The organism is Enterococcus sp. DIV2449a (assembly GCF_051711225.1).
GTDB classification, from domain to species: domain Bacteria; phylum Bacillota; class Bacilli; order Lactobacillales; family Enterococcaceae; genus Enterococcus_D; species Enterococcus_D casseliflavus.
Map to the genome: position 1 here is coordinate 341,475 of NZ_JBIOME010000001.1, position 17,194 is coordinate 358,668.

General features: G+C 43.1%; 18 protein-coding genes and 1 riboswitch. Of the genes, 11 read left to right on the forward strand and 7 right to left on the reverse strand.

All coding sequences use genetic code 11. The annotated features are described in order from the left end of the window. The first annotated feature begins 2 nt into the window (after window positions 1–2). The 9 genes from IGI76_RS01645 (at window position 3) to IGI76_RS01685 (ending at window position 7,168) form a co-directional block, all read left to right on the forward strand. Window positions 3–803: a WxL domain-containing protein gene (locus tag IGI76_RS01645; protein ID WP_333718892.1), complete on the forward strand. Its 801-nt coding sequence runs from the start codon at window positions 3–5 to the stop codon at window positions 801–803. A gap of 11 nt (window positions 804–814) precedes the next feature. Then, window positions 815–1,555, forward strand: coding sequence for a WxL domain-containing protein (locus IGI76_RS01650; RefSeq protein WP_010748661.1), 741 nt, complete (start codon window positions 815–817; stop codon window positions 1,553–1,555). Window positions 1,556–1,622: 67 nt separating this feature from the next. After that, window positions 1,623–2,705 carry a DUF916 and DUF3324 domain-containing protein gene (locus tag IGI76_RS01655; protein WP_015508842.1) on the forward strand — a complete coding sequence of 361 codons (1,083 nt, stop codon included), beginning with the start codon at window positions 1,623–1,625 and terminating at the stop codon, window positions 2,703–2,705. After that, window positions 2,695–3,492: a class A sortase gene (locus IGI76_RS01660; protein ID WP_034695660.1), complete on the forward strand. Its 798-nt coding sequence runs from the start codon at window positions 2,695–2,697 to the stop codon at window positions 3,490–3,492. Before IGI76_RS01655 ends, IGI76_RS01660 begins: the two co-directional genes overlap by 11 nt. Before the next feature lie 44 nt (window positions 3,493–3,536). Further along, a complete protein-coding gene (locus IGI76_RS01665) occupies window positions 3,537–4,028 on the forward strand; it encodes a hypothetical protein (protein ID WP_015508844.1) in 492 nt (163 codons plus the stop codon). Continuing rightward, window positions 4,006–5,466 carry a helix-turn-helix domain-containing protein gene (locus IGI76_RS01670; protein WP_333718893.1) on the forward strand — a complete coding sequence of 487 codons (1,461 nt, stop codon included), beginning with the start codon at window positions 4,006–4,008 and terminating at the stop codon, window positions 5,464–5,466. Before IGI76_RS01665 ends, IGI76_RS01670 begins: the two co-directional genes overlap by 23 nt. A 208-nt stretch (window positions 5,467–5,674) precedes the next feature. Further along, entirely contained in the window at window positions 5,675–6,244 is a 570-nt protein-coding gene (locus IGI76_RS01675) for a TetR/AcrR family transcriptional regulator (protein WP_005227190.1), read from the forward strand. Window positions 6,245–6,247: 3 nt separating this feature from the next. After that, window positions 6,248–6,706 (forward strand): low molecular weight protein-tyrosine-phosphatase, encoded by a 459-nt coding sequence (locus tag IGI76_RS01680; protein WP_010748668.1) that lies wholly within the window; start codon window positions 6,248–6,250, stop codon window positions 6,704–6,706. Window positions 6,707–6,814: 108 nt separating this feature from the next. After that, on the forward strand, window positions 6,815–7,168 hold the full coding sequence (locus IGI76_RS01685; RefSeq protein ID WP_005227192.1) for a hypothetical protein: 354 nt from the start codon (window positions 6,815–6,817) through the stop codon (window positions 7,166–7,168). Between the two features lie 63 nt (window positions 7,169–7,231). Here IGI76_RS01685 and IGI76_RS01690 read toward each other — a convergent pair whose 3' ends face one another. From IGI76_RS01690 to IGI76_RS01715, 6 genes are all read right to left on the reverse strand, one after another. Continuing rightward, entirely contained in the window at window positions 7,232–7,591 is a 360-nt protein-coding gene (locus IGI76_RS01690; protein ID WP_333718894.1) for an iron chaperone, read from the reverse strand. 360 nt (window positions 7,592–7,951) lie between these two features. Then, window positions 7,952–9,457, reverse strand: coding sequence for a helix-turn-helix domain-containing protein (locus IGI76_RS01695; protein WP_005227194.1), 1,506 nt, complete (start codon window positions 9,455–9,457; stop codon window positions 7,952–7,954). A gap of 118 nt (window positions 9,458–9,575) precedes the next feature. Then, complete coding sequence (gene brnQ / locus IGI76_RS01700) at window positions 9,576–10,928, reverse strand: branched-chain amino acid transport system II carrier protein (RefSeq protein ID WP_333718895.1); 1,353 nt, start codon at window positions 10,926–10,928, stop codon at window positions 9,576–9,578. A 203-nt stretch (window positions 10,929–11,131) separates the two neighbouring features. Beyond that, entirely contained in the window at window positions 11,132–11,866 is a 735-nt protein-coding gene (locus IGI76_RS01705) for an amino acid ABC transporter ATP-binding protein (RefSeq protein ID WP_005227196.1), read from the reverse strand. Between the two features lie 11 nt (window positions 11,867–11,877). Continuing rightward, the gene (locus IGI76_RS01710) at window positions 11,878–13,467 is read right to left on the reverse strand and encodes an ABC transporter permease subunit (RefSeq protein ID WP_016609561.1); all 1,590 of its coding nucleotides are present in this window, start codon (window positions 13,465–13,467) and stop codon (window positions 11,878–11,880) included. A gap of 115 nt (window positions 13,468–13,582) precedes the next feature. Next, window positions 13,583–13,756: riboswitch (Lysine riboswitch) on the reverse strand. 147 nt (window positions 13,757–13,903) lie between these two features. Next, complete coding sequence (locus tag IGI76_RS01715) at window positions 13,904–14,206, reverse strand: hypothetical protein (protein WP_005227198.1); 303 nt, start codon at window positions 14,204–14,206, stop codon at window positions 13,904–13,906. Window positions 14,207–14,522: 316 nt separating this feature from the next. Between IGI76_RS01715 and IGI76_RS01720 the strand changes: the two genes are divergently transcribed. Next, window positions 14,523–15,440 (forward strand): ABC transporter ATP-binding protein, encoded by a 918-nt coding sequence (locus IGI76_RS01720; RefSeq protein WP_010748672.1) that lies wholly within the window; start codon window positions 14,523–14,525, stop codon window positions 15,438–15,440. Between the two features lies 1 nt (window position 15,441). After that, window positions 15,442–16,203, forward strand: coding sequence for an ABC transporter permease (locus IGI76_RS01725; protein ID WP_010748673.1), 762 nt, complete (start codon window positions 15,442–15,444; stop codon window positions 16,201–16,203). Between the two features lie 75 nt (window positions 16,204–16,278). Here the strand turns inward: IGI76_RS01725 and IGI76_RS01730 are convergent, their stop codons facing one another. Beyond that, a complete protein-coding gene (locus IGI76_RS01730; RefSeq protein WP_438780940.1) occupies window positions 16,279–17,184 on the reverse strand; it encodes a sensor histidine kinase in 906 nt (301 codons plus the stop codon). Window positions 17,185–17,194 lie beyond the last annotated feature (10 nt).

A 17,194-nucleotide genomic window follows, 5' to 3' on the forward strand; every position in this document is an offset into this window, starting at 1 on the left:
AAATGAAAAAAACAGCATGGGTCTTTTTAAGTCTTGCCGTATTGGCAGCAGCGAGTGCGGCAACTGAGGTTTCAGCAGCTGAAGCGGCTTCTTACACCTCAAATGGGGCGGTTGATTTTATTCCAAATACCGATCCGACGAACCCAGTCAATCCAGAAAATCCAGATCCAGAAAACCCAGTCAATCCTGTGGATCCAACCGATCCAGATGGACCAAACCCTGGAACGAATGGACCATTATCGATCGATTATGCCTCTAGCTTAGATTTTGGTGTCAATAAAATCTCCAATAAAAACGAAGTCTATTATGCACGAGCACAAGGGTATTTGAATGACGATGACACAGTTTATACATTAAAAACTGCCAATTATGTTCAAGTAACGGATAATCGCGGTAGTAATGCTGGTTGGCGGTTGTCTGTGAAGCAAAATGGTCAATTCAAAAACGAATCGACGTTGAATCAAGAATTGACTGGTTCTGTCATTACCCTAACAAGTCCTGCCGTTAAATCAAATGCGATCGGCGTTACTGCTCCAGTGGCAGAAGCGACGATCATATTGGATGCAGCAGGTGCTGAATCAGTGGTGATGACCGCAGCAAATCAAACGGGTGCTGGAACATGGGTCAACGCTTGGGGAAGCGTTGAGACGGTCACTGAAATAGATAAGGATGGCCAAGAAGTACAAGCAGATGTTACCAAAGCGGTCGCACTTTCTGTACCCGGCAGCACACCAAAAGATGCCGTTAGCTACACGACTACACTAACTTGGGTATTATCAGATACACCAGGAACGGAAGGATAAGGAGTATAGACATGAAAAAAACACTAGCATTTCTCTCAGTATTAGGGCTAAGCTTCGCTGCTCCTGCGCTGGCACAAGCAGCGGACAGCGCAGAATACAATTCAAACGGACAGATCACTTTTGAACCAAATACAGACCCAACCAATCCAATCAGTCCAACAGACCCAGATCCAGAAAATCCGATCAAACCAGTTGACCCAACGGACCCAGATGGACCAAATCCAGGAACCAACGGACCGTTATCGATTGATTTTGCTTCAAGCCTTTACTTTGGTACGCAAAAAATCACCTCAAAAACAGAGATCTACCATGCGGAAACCCAAAAATACGTAGATTCAGCAAATGTGAATCAAGAAGGACCAAATTTTGTCCAAGTGACAGACAATCGGGGAACAGAGAGCGGTTGGACATTGAATGTTCGCCAAAATGGTCAGTTCAAAACAGCAGAAGATCAAGAATTGACCGCCGCGCAAATTCGTTTGACGAAGGGAACTGTAGTAACACCTTCCTTGTCACCAAAACCATCAAATGTAAGTTCAACGATCACATTGAATCCAAATGGTGCTCAATCCTTAGTGATGAGTGCCCAAGATGGCGAAGGGGCAGGGACCTATCTAATGAGCTGGGGCGATAGTTTAGCTGCAGCTATGGATAGCATTGAGTTGGAAGTTCCAGGCTCAACGACAAAATATGCCAGCCAATACAACACCACGTTTACTTGGTTACTGACAGACACACCAACAAACCCATAAGTACCAGCTTTCTCCTTGAACCCTTTCGTGGTTTAAGGAGAATACATAGAAAGAAGGGACATCCATCATGAAAAAAATCAACCAGCTTTTGGCGCTCCTATTCGCAAGTATTTTCTTTTTTGTACCAACGATAGGAACCGCTTCTGAATTTAACTTTGCCGTCAATCCCGTAATTCCAGAAAATCAAATCGATAAAGAAAAAACGTACTTTGACTTGAAAATGGCGCCGGGTACGGTACAAACCGTTGAAGTTCAATTGCGTAATGACACCGATCAAGAGGTCGTCATCGCACCAGTGATCGCTTCAGCTACCACAAACTTAAACGGAGTCGTGGAATATGGCGAAAACGACATCGAAGCGGACGAAACCTTGCCTTATGATATGGCTGATTTGATTGAAGTGGATGAAGAGATCACGATCCCCAAACAATCCCAAATCACCTTGCCCTTAAAGATCACCATGCCTTCAGAATCCTTTGAAGGGGTTATCGCAGGCGGATTGACCTTAAAAGAGACGACAGAGGAAACCGATACTGCTGACAGTGAAGAAGAGCAAGGGTTAGCTATCAAGAATGAGTATGCCTATGTCGTTGCGATTTTACTGCGTCAAAACACAACAGAAGTTTCACCGGATCTAAAACTGCTGGATGTTGGACCAGGTCAAGTCAACGCCCGAAATACTATCAATGTCACTCTTCAAAATCCTGAAGCAGCTTACTTGAATTCATTACGCCTGATCAATGAAGTGAAGAAAAAAGGTGATAGCGACGTCTTGTATTCTTCGGATACCTCACGAATGCAAATGGCACCTAATTCCAACTTCTCGTACCCAATCTCTTTAGAAGGACAACGTTTAGAAGCAGGGACCTACGTGTTGACTTCCGTTGCCTATGGTGGAAAAAGCGATGAAGGGCAATACAAAATTGAAAATGAAGAAGGCGAAGAAGAAAGCTATCTCTATAAATGGACCTTCGAAAAAGAATTTACAGTGACGGGAGAGGTCGCACGTGATCTTAATAAGAAGGATGTGACGATCGAAACAGATTACACATGGCTTTACTTCTTGATCGGCGGACTGTTGCTACTACTCGCCTTGCTGCTGCTTTTATGGTACCGACGAAAGAAAAAAAATGAAACGGATGAAGCGTGAGCACCTTGAGAAATGCTTGATCGATGGGTTGATCATCGTAGGTATTCTTTTGCTGGCACTGCCTTTTCTAAAAGAAAGCATCGTCAGTTGGCAATTACGCACCACGCAATTGACGATAGCCACCCAGCTGCCGGCAACGATCCCAGAAGAAACGATCCAAATGCCAGCTCTGTCAGATGTAATGGCGCCTCAGCCGACAACGATCACTGGGTACGGCTTTGTCGCAATCGAGGCGATCGATTTCCAGCAGCCGCTGTTGGTGGGACTAACGAATCAACAGCTGCTGAGAGGCGGCGTCGTGATGTTTCCCGAACGTTCGTTGAAAAATAGCAATTTTGTCGTTTTAGGGCATCATCTTGGGAGACAAAGTTTGTTATTTGGTCAATTGCTAGAAGCACAGGTGGGGATGGAAGTATCAGTGACCTATCTCGAGGAGAGTCAACAGTATATCATCACGGATAAAAAAATCGTAGACGAGTCGGACTTGTCGGTGCTAGAGGAAGAACAGACACCAAAATTGACCTTGATCACTTGTCCTACGCCTACTCGAACAGAAGAACGGTACGTGCTGACAGCAATTCCTGTTGAGCAGGCAACTGCCGATCATCCACAAAAACCAGCGGCGACAATCAGCACGCCGAAAGCAGCAAAAGTGATGGTTGAAAAACAAGAAACGGTATGGAAACAACAATCAATGAAAAATTGGTTTCTTTTATTTGTTATTTTATTTATAATTAGTGGATGTCTGCTGGGCGCCCATAAGTTGTTGGACCGTTCAGCGTCGTAGAAACATCATCAGAAGATGCGCTGATGATAAGGAGGGTGAATAAAATGAAACGCAGATTTGGCTTTGTCATTGGTGCGTGCATGATTATCGGAATGATCGATCTTGTTACAGAACAAGTCGTTTTTGCGACCATTTATAATCCGCTGGACCCCTCAGAAGAAATCGTCCCCACGGACCCACCAGAAGAAATACCAGAAAAAGTGGAGGAACCGCCAACTGAAATGGAAGAATCCAAAGAACAACCCGCGCCTGAACCAGAAACCGTTCCGAAAAAAGAGCCGGAGCGATCCTCACTGTCAGAAAGCAGTTTTTTGGAAAAGCAAAAACATTTTGCCCAACGAGTCATGCTGGAGGATGTCTTTGCGCCGGATCGTTTGAACGTCGATCTAGCACTGCCAGGAAATAATACAGATGGTGATGGCGATGATAAGCCTTCTTATCTTGCCAGCTTGTGCTACTTATTTTCAGGAAACGTCCTTTATGGCCAAAAAAACAATGGAGGCTTGAAAACGCATGTTTGTGACATTTTTGAATAAGGCGGACAAACGAAAATTGGTGATGCTGCAATATTTGGAAAACGCAGTCGCTCTTTCGGAAACGAAGGAAACATTGATGGATCAATTGACCATGTCAGAATTTTTGATCAACAAAACCGTTCAAGAATTGAATCTTGATTTTTATGAACTCGGATTGAACGAGGAATTTGAGATCGTGACCGATGGGACGGTCATTAAACTGAATGCCTCGGGGCTGGCAACTTCCGATACACTGCTGACCTATTATTTGGATCAAGCGTTGAAATTTTCCATGTTGAAAGAATGTTTTTTTGAGCAATTGTCTTCTTTATACGAATTTGCCACCAATCACTATTTAAGCCATAATCCCGTCTATAAAGAATTTAAACAGTTCAAACTGATCTTGAAAGAATATGATATTGAAGTGACGAAAGAATTTCAGCTGGTTGGGGAGGAAAGTGAGATCAGGGAATTTATTTTTCTCTTTTTTATGAAGGAATACTATCTGAATCATTCGCCTTTTCCAAAAGAAATCCTAGAAAAAGAAAAGACCTTTGATCGTTTTAATGAAAGCACCTGGCTTAAACCAGAACAGTCTGCTCGCATGCGGATTCGCAAGAAACATTATCTAGGAATCGTTTTGGCACGGATGACGAATGGTCATTACCTGCAAAACAGCGTGGAAAATGATTTAGTCTTGCCCAAACATCTCGTGATCATTGAGGAATTGAAACGCTGGCTGCAGGAGATTTTGACGATCACCGATCAAGAAGTGCTAGAGCGTGAAGCTCGAGATATTTTGTGCTTTTTGATCGTTGAGGGCTGGCTGATCGACAACAATAGCTACATCGATCAAGAACAAACCTATATCCAACAATTAAACGAGCATTTTATTCAAGCCGTCCAACAGCAGTTTTCCTTAACCGCGGACACGTTGGCACTTCTTCATGCTGAAACGACAACGATCCATTATCAGCTCTTGTCGTTTTCCTTTAGTTCTCGCTATGAATACCAATATATGGATGTGACGTATTTTCTTGAAACCTATCCAGAATATGCTGCCTTTTGCCGTAACTATCTGGAAGAAAGCCGCAACCGGCCGATCTTATGGAACAATAAAGAGTTTTTGTTTTTCAGGTACCGGATTCTGTTGATTTCCACGATTCCGCTAAAAGAGATTTTGGTTCCCTTGTATGTCTGCGTGGACTTTTCATTTGGCGATTCCTACAATCAGATGATCCAAAAGAATATCGAAAAAATCCTCGATTTAAATGTCCAATTCCAAAGTTACCCAGATGATCATACGCATCTGATTCTTTCAAACTTACCCTTTTATGGTACATTGGGGATCGACCATATCTTATGGCTGGCACCACCTAGACCCATCGACTGGGCCAATTTCACTGAAAAAGTCAGTGTGATTCGAAGAGAACAGTTTCAAACCAAAATGGCACAATGAGCAACCCGCCGTTTAACTATCGAAAGCAACGTCTGCCTCAAATGGAGGCAGGCGTTTTTTGTAGAAACCTGTCCTATTTAAAAAGCGCCCAGGAATCTATTGCTCTGATGAAGGTTTCGGGGAAGGTCTGTGAAAAAGGACCATTTGATAGGATTTTTTTTTGCAGGAAAATTTGGTATGATAGAAAGAGAAGAAAAAGAGGTGCCCTATGATGGATGGGAAACAAACGAAGGCTGTGATTGGCCAGACATTGATCACCCTTTGTGAGACCAAAGAAGTGAATAAAATCAGCGTACAGGAGATCGCCGAAAAGGCGCAAGTCAATCGGCAGACGTTTTACTACCATTTTCCTGATAAAAAAGCTTTGATCCAATGGATCTATCGGCAAGATGCCCTGATTTTTTTGACGACAGAAGATGTCTCCCTTGATAACTGGGAAGAAGCCGCCTTGCGCATGCTGAAAGCAATGAAACAAGCGCCGGCCTTTTACCGCAAATCACTGGCTTATGACCGCGAAATCTTAATGAACGGATTTCTACAGATCACAGAACCGCTTTTTCAGCGCTTGTTCTTGGAGGTCGATCAAGAGCAGCAATTGACGAAACAAGACATTCTATTTTATAGCCGGTTCTTTTCCTACGGCTGCGGAGGCATTTTGGAAAATTGGATTCACAACGACTTTCCAGAGACCCCCTTAGAGATTGCAACGCAATTGTTTCGTTTGGCGAAGGATGTGGAATTTTTTGGCCACCAAATCTATGAAAAAGAGGAGCAGTGAGCGATGACGAAAGTTTTATTTGTTTGTTTAGGTAATATTTGCCGTTCCCCCATGGCAGAAGCTATTTATAAAGCAGAAATAACAAAACGCAAATTGGATTGGCAGATCGATTCGGCAGCGACCAGCTCATGGGAAGTCGGACATTCTGCTCATCCCGGAACCAAAAAAAGATTGCGTCAAGCAGGCTTATCCAGCGAGGGACTCATTTCACGGCAGATCACAGAAGCAGACTTTGCCAAATTTGACTGGATCATCGGTATGGATCAAAGTAATGTTGAAACACTTCAAGCGCTGGCACCTGCCGATACCACCGCAAAGATTCGTTCGTATTTGAGTGTTGTTCCTGGCAAAGAAACCGCGGAAGTACCAGATCCTTATTATACAGGAGATTTCGAAGAGACCTATCAACTGCTACAAGAAGGAATTCCTTTTTGGCTAGAGGTTATTTCTTCTGAAAAATAAGGCGTGTTCGCTTGTATTTTACCAAAAATTTGCTAAAATAGAACCATGGAAATGCGAACGTATGTGTGGTTTTTATAAACTGCTGCAACGCGCAGAAAGGAATGTCCAATGGAAAAGAAACCATCGCCCATCAAACAATTGGGCAAACTCATTGTGATGACATCCACAACGTTGCTGGATACCTTTTTCAGTGATGATGCTGACAAGAAGAATCAGTCTGAAAAAGTCAAAGAAATCCAGCGAACGCTGCAAGAGGCAGCCGCTGCCAAGCACCTGGTCGTGCTGCAAGTAAAAACAGAGAAATTGGGTGGTTTTGAAACCGTTACCGGCTGGATCGTCGGCAAAACGGTAGCAAAAGAACAAGTTGTCTTGAAATTACAAAGCGACCGTCAGCAGCTGCGGATTATTCCCCTGCATCATGTGCTGAAAGTTAGCACCTTGAATACAAAACCTGGCTTGTAGACAAGCCTGTGCATAGCAAAAAAACCGCTGCGTCATTAGACACAGCGGTTTTTTTATTGCTGGTTAAGCGTGCTTGTTTTTGACTTCTGCGAGTCGCCAAGCGGTCATCACAGCGATCAGTTCGTAAGGGATCGGCTGTGCAAAATGAAACTGAACCGCCCCTTTACTGGTTTTGTAGGGTTGTAGGTCTTCTGTGAAGGCCGTGATCGCAGAAGGCGTGGGATAAAAGCCAAGATGCTGTTTGGCGCAGGCAAAATGCACGATATTTTCTCCCTGATGATAGGTAGGCATTTGATAACTGATTTTTTCAACCGCTTCAGGTAAAACGGCTTTGATGGTTTGACGGACCTTTCTTAAAATCGCTTGTCGTTCTGCTGGAGCTGTTGCAATGTATTGGTCAACTGTCGTAATGGCTTTTGTCATAGGACACCTCCTGCCTTTAGTATACGGCAAACCCCGTAAGAAAAAAAGGAGCCTGTCAGTGGGTAGCTGACAGGCAAGGAGTAAAAATGAAAAGTGTTAGTTAGGGTTGTTTGTTGGGTTATGTATACTATACTGTTCAAATATGAATTTTTTGTGGAGAAAAGATTGGAAAGTGTTTAAGTTTGCTGGCTGCGAAAAGAAGCAAAAAAAGACCCGTCGGTGGGTGGCCGACGGGAAGGAGTTAAAAATGAAAAAGTGTTAGTTAGGGTTGTTTGTTGGTATACATAGAGTATACGAGATAAATATGAATATTTTGTGACAAATCTTTTCGGAAGTTCTTAAGAAACCGTAACGGTTTGATTACAGAGAAAGGTTCTTTTCATCAAAACGGTTTTTCAAGGTACGATACAAATCAATGTATTGCCGATCATCTGCCGCATAATCCCAAATATAACTCATTTTTTCTGGTTTGAGTTTTTTCATCAACTGATTGGAACTAACGATGACATCATAGTTTTCTTGCTGGTTTAGATCATAAGGTTCTGCTGCTACGAAGGTCAAGTCATGTAAGAATTGATTCAATCCTTGAACGACTAAGAAATTGTCTTCTAACGCAACCCCTACCCGTAAACGATTCGAATAACGGATTTGATCATAAAACGGTAGCAGGGCGTGGGTATACATCGTTGCCATCTGCTCTTGGTTTTCATCGTTGATATAGTCCACCGCGGATTCTTCACGATAACTCGTTAAGAATTCATCGATTTTTTGCTGCAGCTGCTCTTCAGCAGACCCGCGATTGATCGATGGCGTCAGCAAGCGATAGATATTTGGAAACGGCTGACGGAAAACGTAGTTGCCGAAAGTCACATTGATTAAATTACCCACGACCAATGGCTCATCTAACAGGCCAGGTTGTGAAGCAAAGAAGGTTGCTTTCATCTCTGCTAACAAGTCTGCGACTAATGGATAAACTGGGTTTTGTTTGCTTGAAAAGAATTGCAAGGTTTGTTGCAACGCTTCTTCTTCAGGACTCAAATAGAATGGGAAGATTTGCGCCATCAAGTAAATAAACCCTGATTCGCCTTTTAATTGTTTGTCTGTCATTGAAACTTCAGGATCAACGACTTGTGTCAAACGCTCAAAATCGAAATATGGATTATTTTTCATTAGGAAATTGTACCGCTTGTCGTATTTGGCAAAATTTCCTTTTTTGATTCGTAAAAGAATCAAGGCGGCGAAATACTTCAACTCTAATCGGCCAAGATAAGAATGAGTCATTGGGAAGTACTCCGTGAATCGATCCACCATTTTTTCTGTCTCACTCTCAGCGATCGCAAATGGCCATTCTATTCCACGAGTACCTAACCAAATGATATTGAATAGGGAGAGCCGCACAAGACGCTCATCGCCCACCAAGTTTGATTCAGTGTACGTAAAGCGAAGCTGAAATTGCTTCAAATGTTTTTTTAGATGTTCAAATTTGCGAGACACCGTTGAACGACTGACATCGTATTTTGCACAAAAATCCGTGATCGTAGGATGGTCTTCATTCAGCATGTAAAGAACATATAAGAACGGAACGCTTTTATTCAATAAATAGAAGCGGTATTCATCGATCGTTACCGCGATATTCTGAGGCTGTAATTTACCGCCACGACCGAGTATCGACATATGATCCGGAGTTAACTCAGTTAGATCTTGGTCGATCTCAGTCAACTCTATAAAAGCTTGTTGGTAGCTTAACTCCATTTCCTTTGCCAATTGTGCGATTGGGTGGCTAGGGTTTTGCAGAGTCAGCATACGCCGGAATATTTTAAATTTAATTAATGTTTGCGGGTCCATCATAAGTTCTTCATAAAACATAGGTATCCTCCTTTGTGGATCTATTGTATCTTTTTTTTACGAAACTGTCAGTCTTTTTAATCAAAAAAATAGCCTACCCTTTAAAAAAAGGTAGGTTATTTTCATCTTTTTAACTAATTTAGGCTGAAACAGGGTCTTTTTTGAACCACGACCATAGCAAACCGATCAAAAATCCGATCGCAGCCGGTACGACCCACCCCATCCCGATTTGGAAGAAGGGCAGATATTCTGACGCAAAAGACAAGATTCCTTGCACGAAAGCGTTGTTGGTAATCAGTGCAGGACTTGCATTTAAACCGTCGATGATTGCAGCGATCAATGTGAAGTATGTCGTCATTCGGTAGACACTGGCACGATGATGAAACAAGGGACTGATGATCGCCAACAAAATCAACGTGATCGCCAGTGGATAGATAAACATCAAGACTGGAATAGAAAACTCGATGATATTGGTCAAGCCGACATTGGCGAAGATCGCTGGCAAGATACTTGTCAAAGCGATAAAGAACCCGTAGCTTTGCTTGGGAAACAATCCAGCAAAGGTTTCGGAAAAAGCCGTGATCAAACCAATGGCAGTTTTTAAACAAGCGGAGATAACGATCAAAGCCAACAGCAGACTGCCGACAGTGCCAAGGTAATGGTTGGCGATTTGTGCTAAAGCGATCCCCCCGTTTTCGCTGATAGGAAATTGCCCTAGACTTTTGGTTCCCATATAAGAAAGTAAGGTATAGATGATCCCCATCAACACGATACTGACAGAACCAGAAAGGATCGTGTCTTTTGCGACCGTCGTAGGTTTTTCAACCCCCATATTGCGAATCGTCGAGACGATGATGATCCCGAAGGCTAAAGATGCCAGCGCATCAAGGGTATTGTAACCGTTGGTGAAACCAGTAAAGAAAGCATCGCTTTGATAGCTAGGATAGATCGGCGCATCGCTGATGGTTCCTAGAGGTTGCCAAAAAGCAAAAAACAGCAAAACGCCTAGTAAGACCAGAAATAATGGATTCAAAAATTTCCCTACATAATCTAAGATTTTGCTTGGTTTACGAGAAAACCACCAGGCAGCGCCAAAGAAGAGGGCAGAAAACAACGCCAATAACCAAGTTTGCATGTCAGATGAAACATGGGGAGCGATCCCGATCTCATAAGAAGTGGTAGCCAAACGGGGCAAAGCAAAGAACGGCCCGATCACTAAATAAAGCAAAATCGTAAAAATAAGTGCGTAGCGTCGATTGATTCGAGAAGCTAATTCAAAAACACCGCTGCTCTGGGAAATCCCAATGGCGATCACCCCTAAAAACGGTAAGCCGATCCCTGTTACTAAAAAGCCAAGATTGGCCAAGCCGACATTCGCACCGGCTTCTTGTCCCATGTGGACTGGGAAAATCAGATTTCCCGCACCAAAGAAAAGACCAAAAAGCATTGATCCAACATACATATAATCCTTAAACTGTAACTTTTTTTCCATAAATGAAAGCTCCTATAATTCCTTAGTTTTAAAAAAAATAACAAAGTTTCTAACAAATAGCAATGGTTTTTTGTGATTTTTTGATAAATTCTGACAATTGTCGTTTAGAGAATAAAAAACACTTAGCATTAAATTCTTCCAAGCGTACTGAAAAAGGACGAAAAAGCTCGGAAGAAGACCGCTAAGTGTTTCAAGACAGAAAATTAATTCAACACACGGGAAAGGAATTCTTTGGTGCGCTGTTCTTTTGGATGAATAAAGATATCTTCAGGTGTCCCTTGTTCGGCAATGACACCTTGATCCATAAAGATGACACGATCAGATACTTCTTTGGCAAAGCCCATTTCGTGGGTAACGATCACCATCGTCAAACCAGTATGAGCTAACGTATTCATGGTCTTCAACACTTCACCGACCATTTCTGGATCCAGCGCAGAAGTCGGTTCATCAAACAACATGACATCTGGATTCATCGATAAGGCGCGGGCAATGGCTACCCGTTGTTTTTGTCCGCCTGAAAGCTGGGAAGGCTTGGCGTTGGCATATTGAGCCATACCGACTTGCTCCAGATTTTCTTTAGCAGTCGCTTCTGCTTCTTTGCGATCACGTTTCAAAACAGTGACTTGTCCCGTCACGCAGTTTTCTAATACATTCATATTGTTGAATAGGTTAAAGGATTGGAAAACCATTCCTAGATGTGTACGGTATTTCGGCAAGTCATAGCCTTTTTCCAGCACATTTTCACCTAAGTAGATGATTTGCCCACTGGTTGGTTTTTCTAACAAGTTGATGCAGCGAAGAAGTGTGGATTTTCCTGAACCAGAAGAACCGATGATCGTGACAACTTCTCCTTTATTAACAGACAAACTGATATCTTTTAAGACTTCGTTGTCGCCAAAACTCTTTTTTAAATGGTCAATTTCAATGATTGCTGACATGTTCTTCCTCCTTATTCGTTCGGGTTGATGTCTTCTAATTTGACATACGCACTGGGACCATCCATTTTGCGTTCAACAAAGCGCAAGATCTGGGTGGCACTGATGGTCAAGACTAAGTAGATCACACCGATGATCGCAAATGTTTGGAAGTATTGGAAGTTCGTTCCAGCGGCTGATGTACCTTGGAAGAAGAGGTCCGCAACACTGATGACACTTAAGACAGCAGTATCTTTGATATTGATAATGATCTCATTTCCGGTAGCTGGTAAAATATTGCGCATTACTTGCGGCAACACGACTTTGATCATGGTTTGCCAATGGGTCATTCCGATGGCTTGAGCTGCTTCAAATTGACCGTCATCTACAGCAAAAATCCCTCCACGAACGATTTCAGACATGTAGGCACCCGTATTGATAGAAACGATCAGCACAGCTGCCAGCGTGCGATTCATGGAGACACCAAAGGCTAGAGCCGTTCCGTAGAAAATAACCATTGCCTGAACCATCATTGGGGTACCGCGGAAAACTTCGATATAGATGGTCAGCAGGCCGTTGACGATTCGTTGGAAGAAACGTCCTACTGGATTTTCTGAAAGCGGCAGTGTCCGGAAGATACCGACTAAAAGACCGATGATTAATCCGATGATCGTTGAAAGGATCGCGATGAATAAGGTCAAGCCAGCGCCTCGTAAAAAGAGCATGCCGTAATCATCAATGATTTTTTTGAAATCAGCGATCAGACCTTGATCCGCCGTTTCTCCGCTGGCATCTGCAGGCTGATCTAAGACTGCTTGATCCATCAGGGAAACCCGTTCTTCTTCAGAGATTCCTGCAAGGATCTCATTGACTTTTTCAACATCGGGATCGCCTTTGCGCATTCCGACTGCTACTTGGACGTCTTCTGGATTGGTTTCAAAACCTGCTCCTTCATCGAACTCGACCATCTTCAAATCAGGATTTGCTCCGACGGCAGTGACGCCTTCTGGTCGTTCGCTGACGTAGCCGTCAATGATGCCCGAAGCTAAAGCAACGCGCATGGAGGAGAAGTCCCGCATGGCTTGTTCTTTTTGGACCTCAGGGATTTGATCAATGACCGTATAATGGAAGGTATTCAGCTGAGCAGTGATTTTTGCCCCCGAAAGATCGGCGAGGCTTTTGGCATCGGCGAATGCTCCATCTTTACGTACTACGACCACCAAGTCGGATTCATAGTAAGGATCGGTAAAATCAATTTGCTCGCGGCGTTCGGCCGTTGGTGACATACCAGCGATGACGGCATCGATAGTCCCCGCCTGTAAAGCTGGCGGCAGACCGTCCCATTGGGTTTTAACGATCACTAATTCCTTGCCTAAACCTTCAGCGATTCGTTTGGCGATCTGGACATCGTAACCGCCGGCAAACGCCGAGCCTTCTTCCCCAGAAATCGGCACGGCACCATTGGCGTCCGTCGTTTGCGTCCAGTTGAAGGGGGCATAGCCTGCCTCCATACCGACACGGAATTGTTCCGCAGGCGTTTGGTCATCCGCTTGCACGGTTAGGGGCAGCTGAATGAGGGTTAGACAGAGGGCGAAGACCGCCCAGATCCAATTATTTTTTTTCATTTTATCTCTTTCCTTTCACGAGTTGGACAAGCAGGTAAGGATGAAAAAGCAAAAAAACAGCCGTACTCCATGATTGGAAAACGGCTGTTGACAGGTCATCGTCGACAAACCTTTCACAAAACATAGCGCAACTTAGACAAGCTAAGACAGTCCGCAAATTGTTCATTTGCGGCCCAACAAAATCGATGCAAGCAAAACCGATCTTGTTTCGGCGATGTTCCCTAGCTCTGCTGTAAACGTGTTGCTTCACTCAGCAGGATTAATGAACCTCGCGACCTCTACCTAAATGTTAAAGGGTACTCGTATTTAATTTGATTCTTCTCAGAGTTTAGAAGAAAAGCACCCAAATGTCAATTCTTTTTAACAAAAAAACGACCATTTCCCTATTTTTATCAAAGAGAAAGCGGATCGTTTTTACGAGTGTCTATTGGAACCCTTAAGCGACTTTCGCTTTTGGTTCACGGCCTAAAACAGCTTGGATGACTGTCAAGCCAAGCAATAAGCCAAGTGCTAGATAGATGAGGCTTGAGTATTGTGTAACGCCCCAATCTTGTCCTAAGGTACGGTAAACCACAAGGACGATGGCTTGAATGATTGCTGTGATGACATTTAAAAAGCCGAATGCCCATAAATTGCCATTTTCTTTACGTGCTAAATAGAAGATAGAGAAATATAAGCTGACTGCCAACCAACCGAAACTGATAATGATCATTGCCCAATAAATAATAGCTGCTACCAATGTATTTCACCTCACTTTGATTCGTGACTAGTTTACCACGTTTTTTGTTCCTTGTCATGAAGGAATCTCTTTCTTTGTGAGGCAAAAAACAAAGCGCAAAAGCAGTAATGAAAAGATCGTCTGCTACATTTGCTATTGGTGGGTTTGCTGAAAAAGGGATGATTTTTCTCACTGGGGCTATTTTCAGCTGTGTATAATAGAAATAAGTTGTTTTTTGCAAAAGAATACGAGTTAAGAATCAATTAATAATTAGTTAATAGCTGATTTAGATCTGCTTGCTAGAATGATCACAGAAGCAAGCAAGGAGGAAGTAGAAATGGAAAATGTTCTTAAAATCAAAGGATTAAACAAGCGTTACGGCAAACAGCTGGCGCTGCATGATGTCGATCTAACGATCGCCAAAGGAGATATTTATGGATTGGTAGGGAGAAATGGTGCTGGGAAGACGACCTTACTAAAAGCGATCGTGCAGTTGATCCAACCCACCAGTGGCAGTCTGCAGTTGTTTGGTGTTGAAGGCGGCAAAGCGTACATCCAGATGCTGAAACGGGTCGGTAATGTGATTGAGACCCCAGTCGCATACGACCAATTGACCGCAGAACAAAATTTGAACTATTATTGCAAAATTAGCGGAGTGGTGGAACCTGATGCCGTTAGTAAAGCACTGGCGTTTGTTGGTTTGACCAATGTCGGCAACAAGAAATACCGTGATTTTTCTTTAGGGATGAAACAAAAATTGGGCTTAGCGATTGCTTTATTGAATCAGCCAGATTTTCTAATTTTAGATGAACCGATCAATGGCTTGGATCCTGTCGCGATCGTTGAATTTCGAGAGCTGCTTTTACGATTGAATCAAGAACGCGGCATGACGATTTTGATCTCCAGCCATATTTTAGAAGAGCTGTACTTAGTGGCTACACGCTTTGGAGTCATTAGTGAGGGGCGTCTGATCAAAGAGATGACCAAACACGAATTCGATCTGATGGCGAAACGGTTTATTCAATTAGAAGTCGATGATGTAGCCACAGCTAGCCGCTTACTGGACAGTCAACTGATTTCTGAATATAAAGTTGTCAGTGACCACAAGATCCACATCTACCAAGAAAATGTATTGATTCGTGATCTAATCCGTCAATTGGTTTATGAAGGGATCGCTATCGACCAGATTTCTTTTGAAGGGGAAAACCTAGAGTCGTATTTCAAAGAGTTAGTGACAAGTGAAGGGGGAAATTAAGATGTTGAATTTTATTCGAGCAGATTTGTATCGTTTATCTAAAAGTAAAAGTTTTTGGATCACAGAAGGAATTATTTTATTGTTGGTGATTTTAGCGGTTGTTTCAAATGGTGACGTGGGAGTCACCCTGGGAGATAGTACGCAAACCACAGGCAGCCTTGCCGAAATGACGGGCTTTCTTGCGATCCAGACCAGCCTGTCTTCCATGCTATTGTATTATTCACTGCCGTTAGTGATGCAAGTTTTAGGGAGTGAGTACACGAAAGGGACGATGAAGAATATCATTACCGTCGGTGTTTCTAAACCCGCCTATCTCTTTGGAAAATTCTTGGTGTATGCGTTGGTACTTGTCTTGCAAATTTTGGCTATTTGCTTAGTGAGCTTTGTTGCGGGAACGATCATTGGCGGTACCGGCTTTGAAGACATCTCTCAGCTAGAAAACTTAGTGTATTATTTCGCTGGCTTTGTATTGATCTTACTGGCTACCTCATCTTTTGCCTTGTTGGTGTTGTATTTGACCAAAAATACAGCAGTCAGCGTGTTGGCGACGATCTTTATTCCGATGGGCTTTGCGATTGCACGTTTTTCTTTGCCAACCTGGAAATTCTTAGAATACTTGGATTTCCAAGGCGGATTAGAGATGGTGACTATGACCACTTTCAAAACGTGGGAAATGGTTCAACCAATTTTTGTTGGGAGTCTGATTAGTTTGTTGCTTTGTCTTTTGGCTGCACATCTGGTGTTTAAGAGACAAGAATTATAAAGAAAAGAAAAACGTCCAACAGGACCGACCGCAAAAGGTCAGACTGTTGGGCGTTTTTGTCCGTGTAGCCAGTGTTTAATGGGACTTAGCAGACTGCTGCCAAGACAAAGTCAAACGAAACGTCTCTTCGGTTGTATCCAGTTGAATCTCGCCAGCTAATGCATGAGTCAATGCCGCGATGATATACAGACCAAGTCCAGCTTGCTGTTTGTGCCGTGAAAGGTCTTCCGTATAAAAGCGGTGAGTCAATTTTTCTGGATGCTGGATCGGTGTCCTCAGCTGATTTTCCTGTTGGAAAACGATGCGATCTCCTTGTTGTTTCAAGCGGATCGTTCCCGTTTCATTGCCATGTTCCAGCAGATTACCAAGGACATTTTGAAAAATACGCTGCCAACTTTTTTTATCTGAAATGATCATGATATTGGGTTGGATCGCAACCGTCAGTGATAAATGGTTTTCCTCAAAAGAAGGATAGAGCTGGAGCAGTTCCTCCTCCAGCAAACGAGAAAGATCGAATTCTTCTAAGGTCAAAGCCAGTTGATTGTCTTTGAGGCGATGATAGGTCAATAACTGTTCCAGATGATTTTCGACTTTTTCTAGGTTACTGCTGACTTTTTCCAATAGCTGCAGCTGTTGGTTGTTGAGGGTCGTATCGGCTTGCAGCAGTTGTGTGTAGCCGCTGGCGACCGTTAAAGGGGTGCGCAAGTCGTGAGAGATATTTTGAATGGCTTGTTCCAATTGCTGGTTTTCTTGCAGCATTTGATAGTGTTGCTGCTTATTTTTTCTAAGTATCTGATTGTTTAACAAGGCGATCGCTTTTAAAGCGGGCACTCGGGTCTGCAAATGGATCTCTTGATTTGTTTCGATTTCGCTGATTCTTGCTAATTGTTGGTGGTACTTTTTCAGATCATACAGTAAAAATAGCCAGTAACCGATCAATAAAGCAACGATCAAGGCAGCGAAAAACTGAAGTATATGCATGGGGTTCCTC

Bases quoted from the DNA above. Each gene is read 5' to 3' on its own strand.
- IGI76_RS01650 (WP_010748661.1), top strand. From the start codon at position 815: ATGAAAAAAACACTAGCATTTCTCTCAGTATTAGGGCTAAGCTTCGCT.
- IGI76_RS01710 (WP_016609561.1), bottom strand. From the start codon at position 13,467: ATGAAAAAAAATAATTGGATCTGGGCGGTCTTCGCCCTCTGTCTAACC.
- IGI76_RS01655 (WP_015508842.1), top strand. From the start codon at position 1,623: ATGAAAAAAATCAACCAGCTTTTGGCGCTCCTATTCGCAAGTATTTTC.
- IGI76_RS01730 (WP_438780940.1), bottom strand. From the start codon at position 17,184: ATGCATATACTTCAGTTTTTCGCTGCCTTGATCGTTGCTTTATTGATC.
- IGI76_RS01660 (WP_034695660.1), top strand. From the start codon at position 2,695: ATGAAGCGTGAGCACCTTGAGAAATGCTTGATCGATGGGTTGATCATC.
- IGI76_RS01705 (WP_005227196.1), bottom strand. From the start codon at position 11,866: ATGTCAGCAATCATTGAAATTGACCATTTAAAAAAGAGTTTTGGCGAC.
- IGI76_RS01680 (WP_010748668.1), top strand. From the start codon at position 6,248: ATGACGAAAGTTTTATTTGTTTGTTTAGGTAATATTTGCCGTTCCCCC.
- IGI76_RS01720 (WP_010748672.1), top strand. From the start codon at position 14,523: ATGGAAAATGTTCTTAAAATCAAAGGATTAAACAAGCGTTACGGCAAA.
- IGI76_RS01695 (WP_005227194.1), bottom strand. From the start codon at position 9,457: ATGTTTTATGAAGAACTTATGATGGACCCGCAAACATTAATTAAATTT.
- IGI76_RS01675 (WP_005227190.1), top strand. From the start codon at position 5,675: ATGATGGATGGGAAACAAACGAAGGCTGTGATTGGCCAGACATTGATC.
- IGI76_RS01670 (WP_333718893.1), top strand. From the start codon at position 4,006: ATGTTTGTGACATTTTTGAATAAGGCGGACAAACGAAAATTGGTGATG.
- brnQ (WP_333718895.1), bottom strand. From the start codon at position 10,928: ATGGAAAAAAAGTTACAGTTTAAGGATTATATGTATGTTGGATCAATG.
- IGI76_RS01725 (WP_010748673.1), top strand. From the start codon at position 15,442: ATGTTGAATTTTATTCGAGCAGATTTGTATCGTTTATCTAAAAGTAAA.
- IGI76_RS01665 (WP_015508844.1), top strand. From the start codon at position 3,537: ATGAAACGCAGATTTGGCTTTGTCATTGGTGCGTGCATGATTATCGGA.
- IGI76_RS01690 (WP_333718894.1), bottom strand. From the start codon at position 7,591: ATGACAAAAGCCATTACGACAGTTGACCAATACATTGCAACAGCTCCA.
- IGI76_RS01685 (WP_005227192.1), top strand. From the start codon at position 6,815: ATGGAAAAGAAACCATCGCCCATCAAACAATTGGGCAAACTCATTGTG.
- IGI76_RS01645 (WP_333718892.1), top strand. From the start codon at position 3: ATGAAAAAAACAGCATGGGTCTTTTTAAGTCTTGCCGTATTGGCAGCA.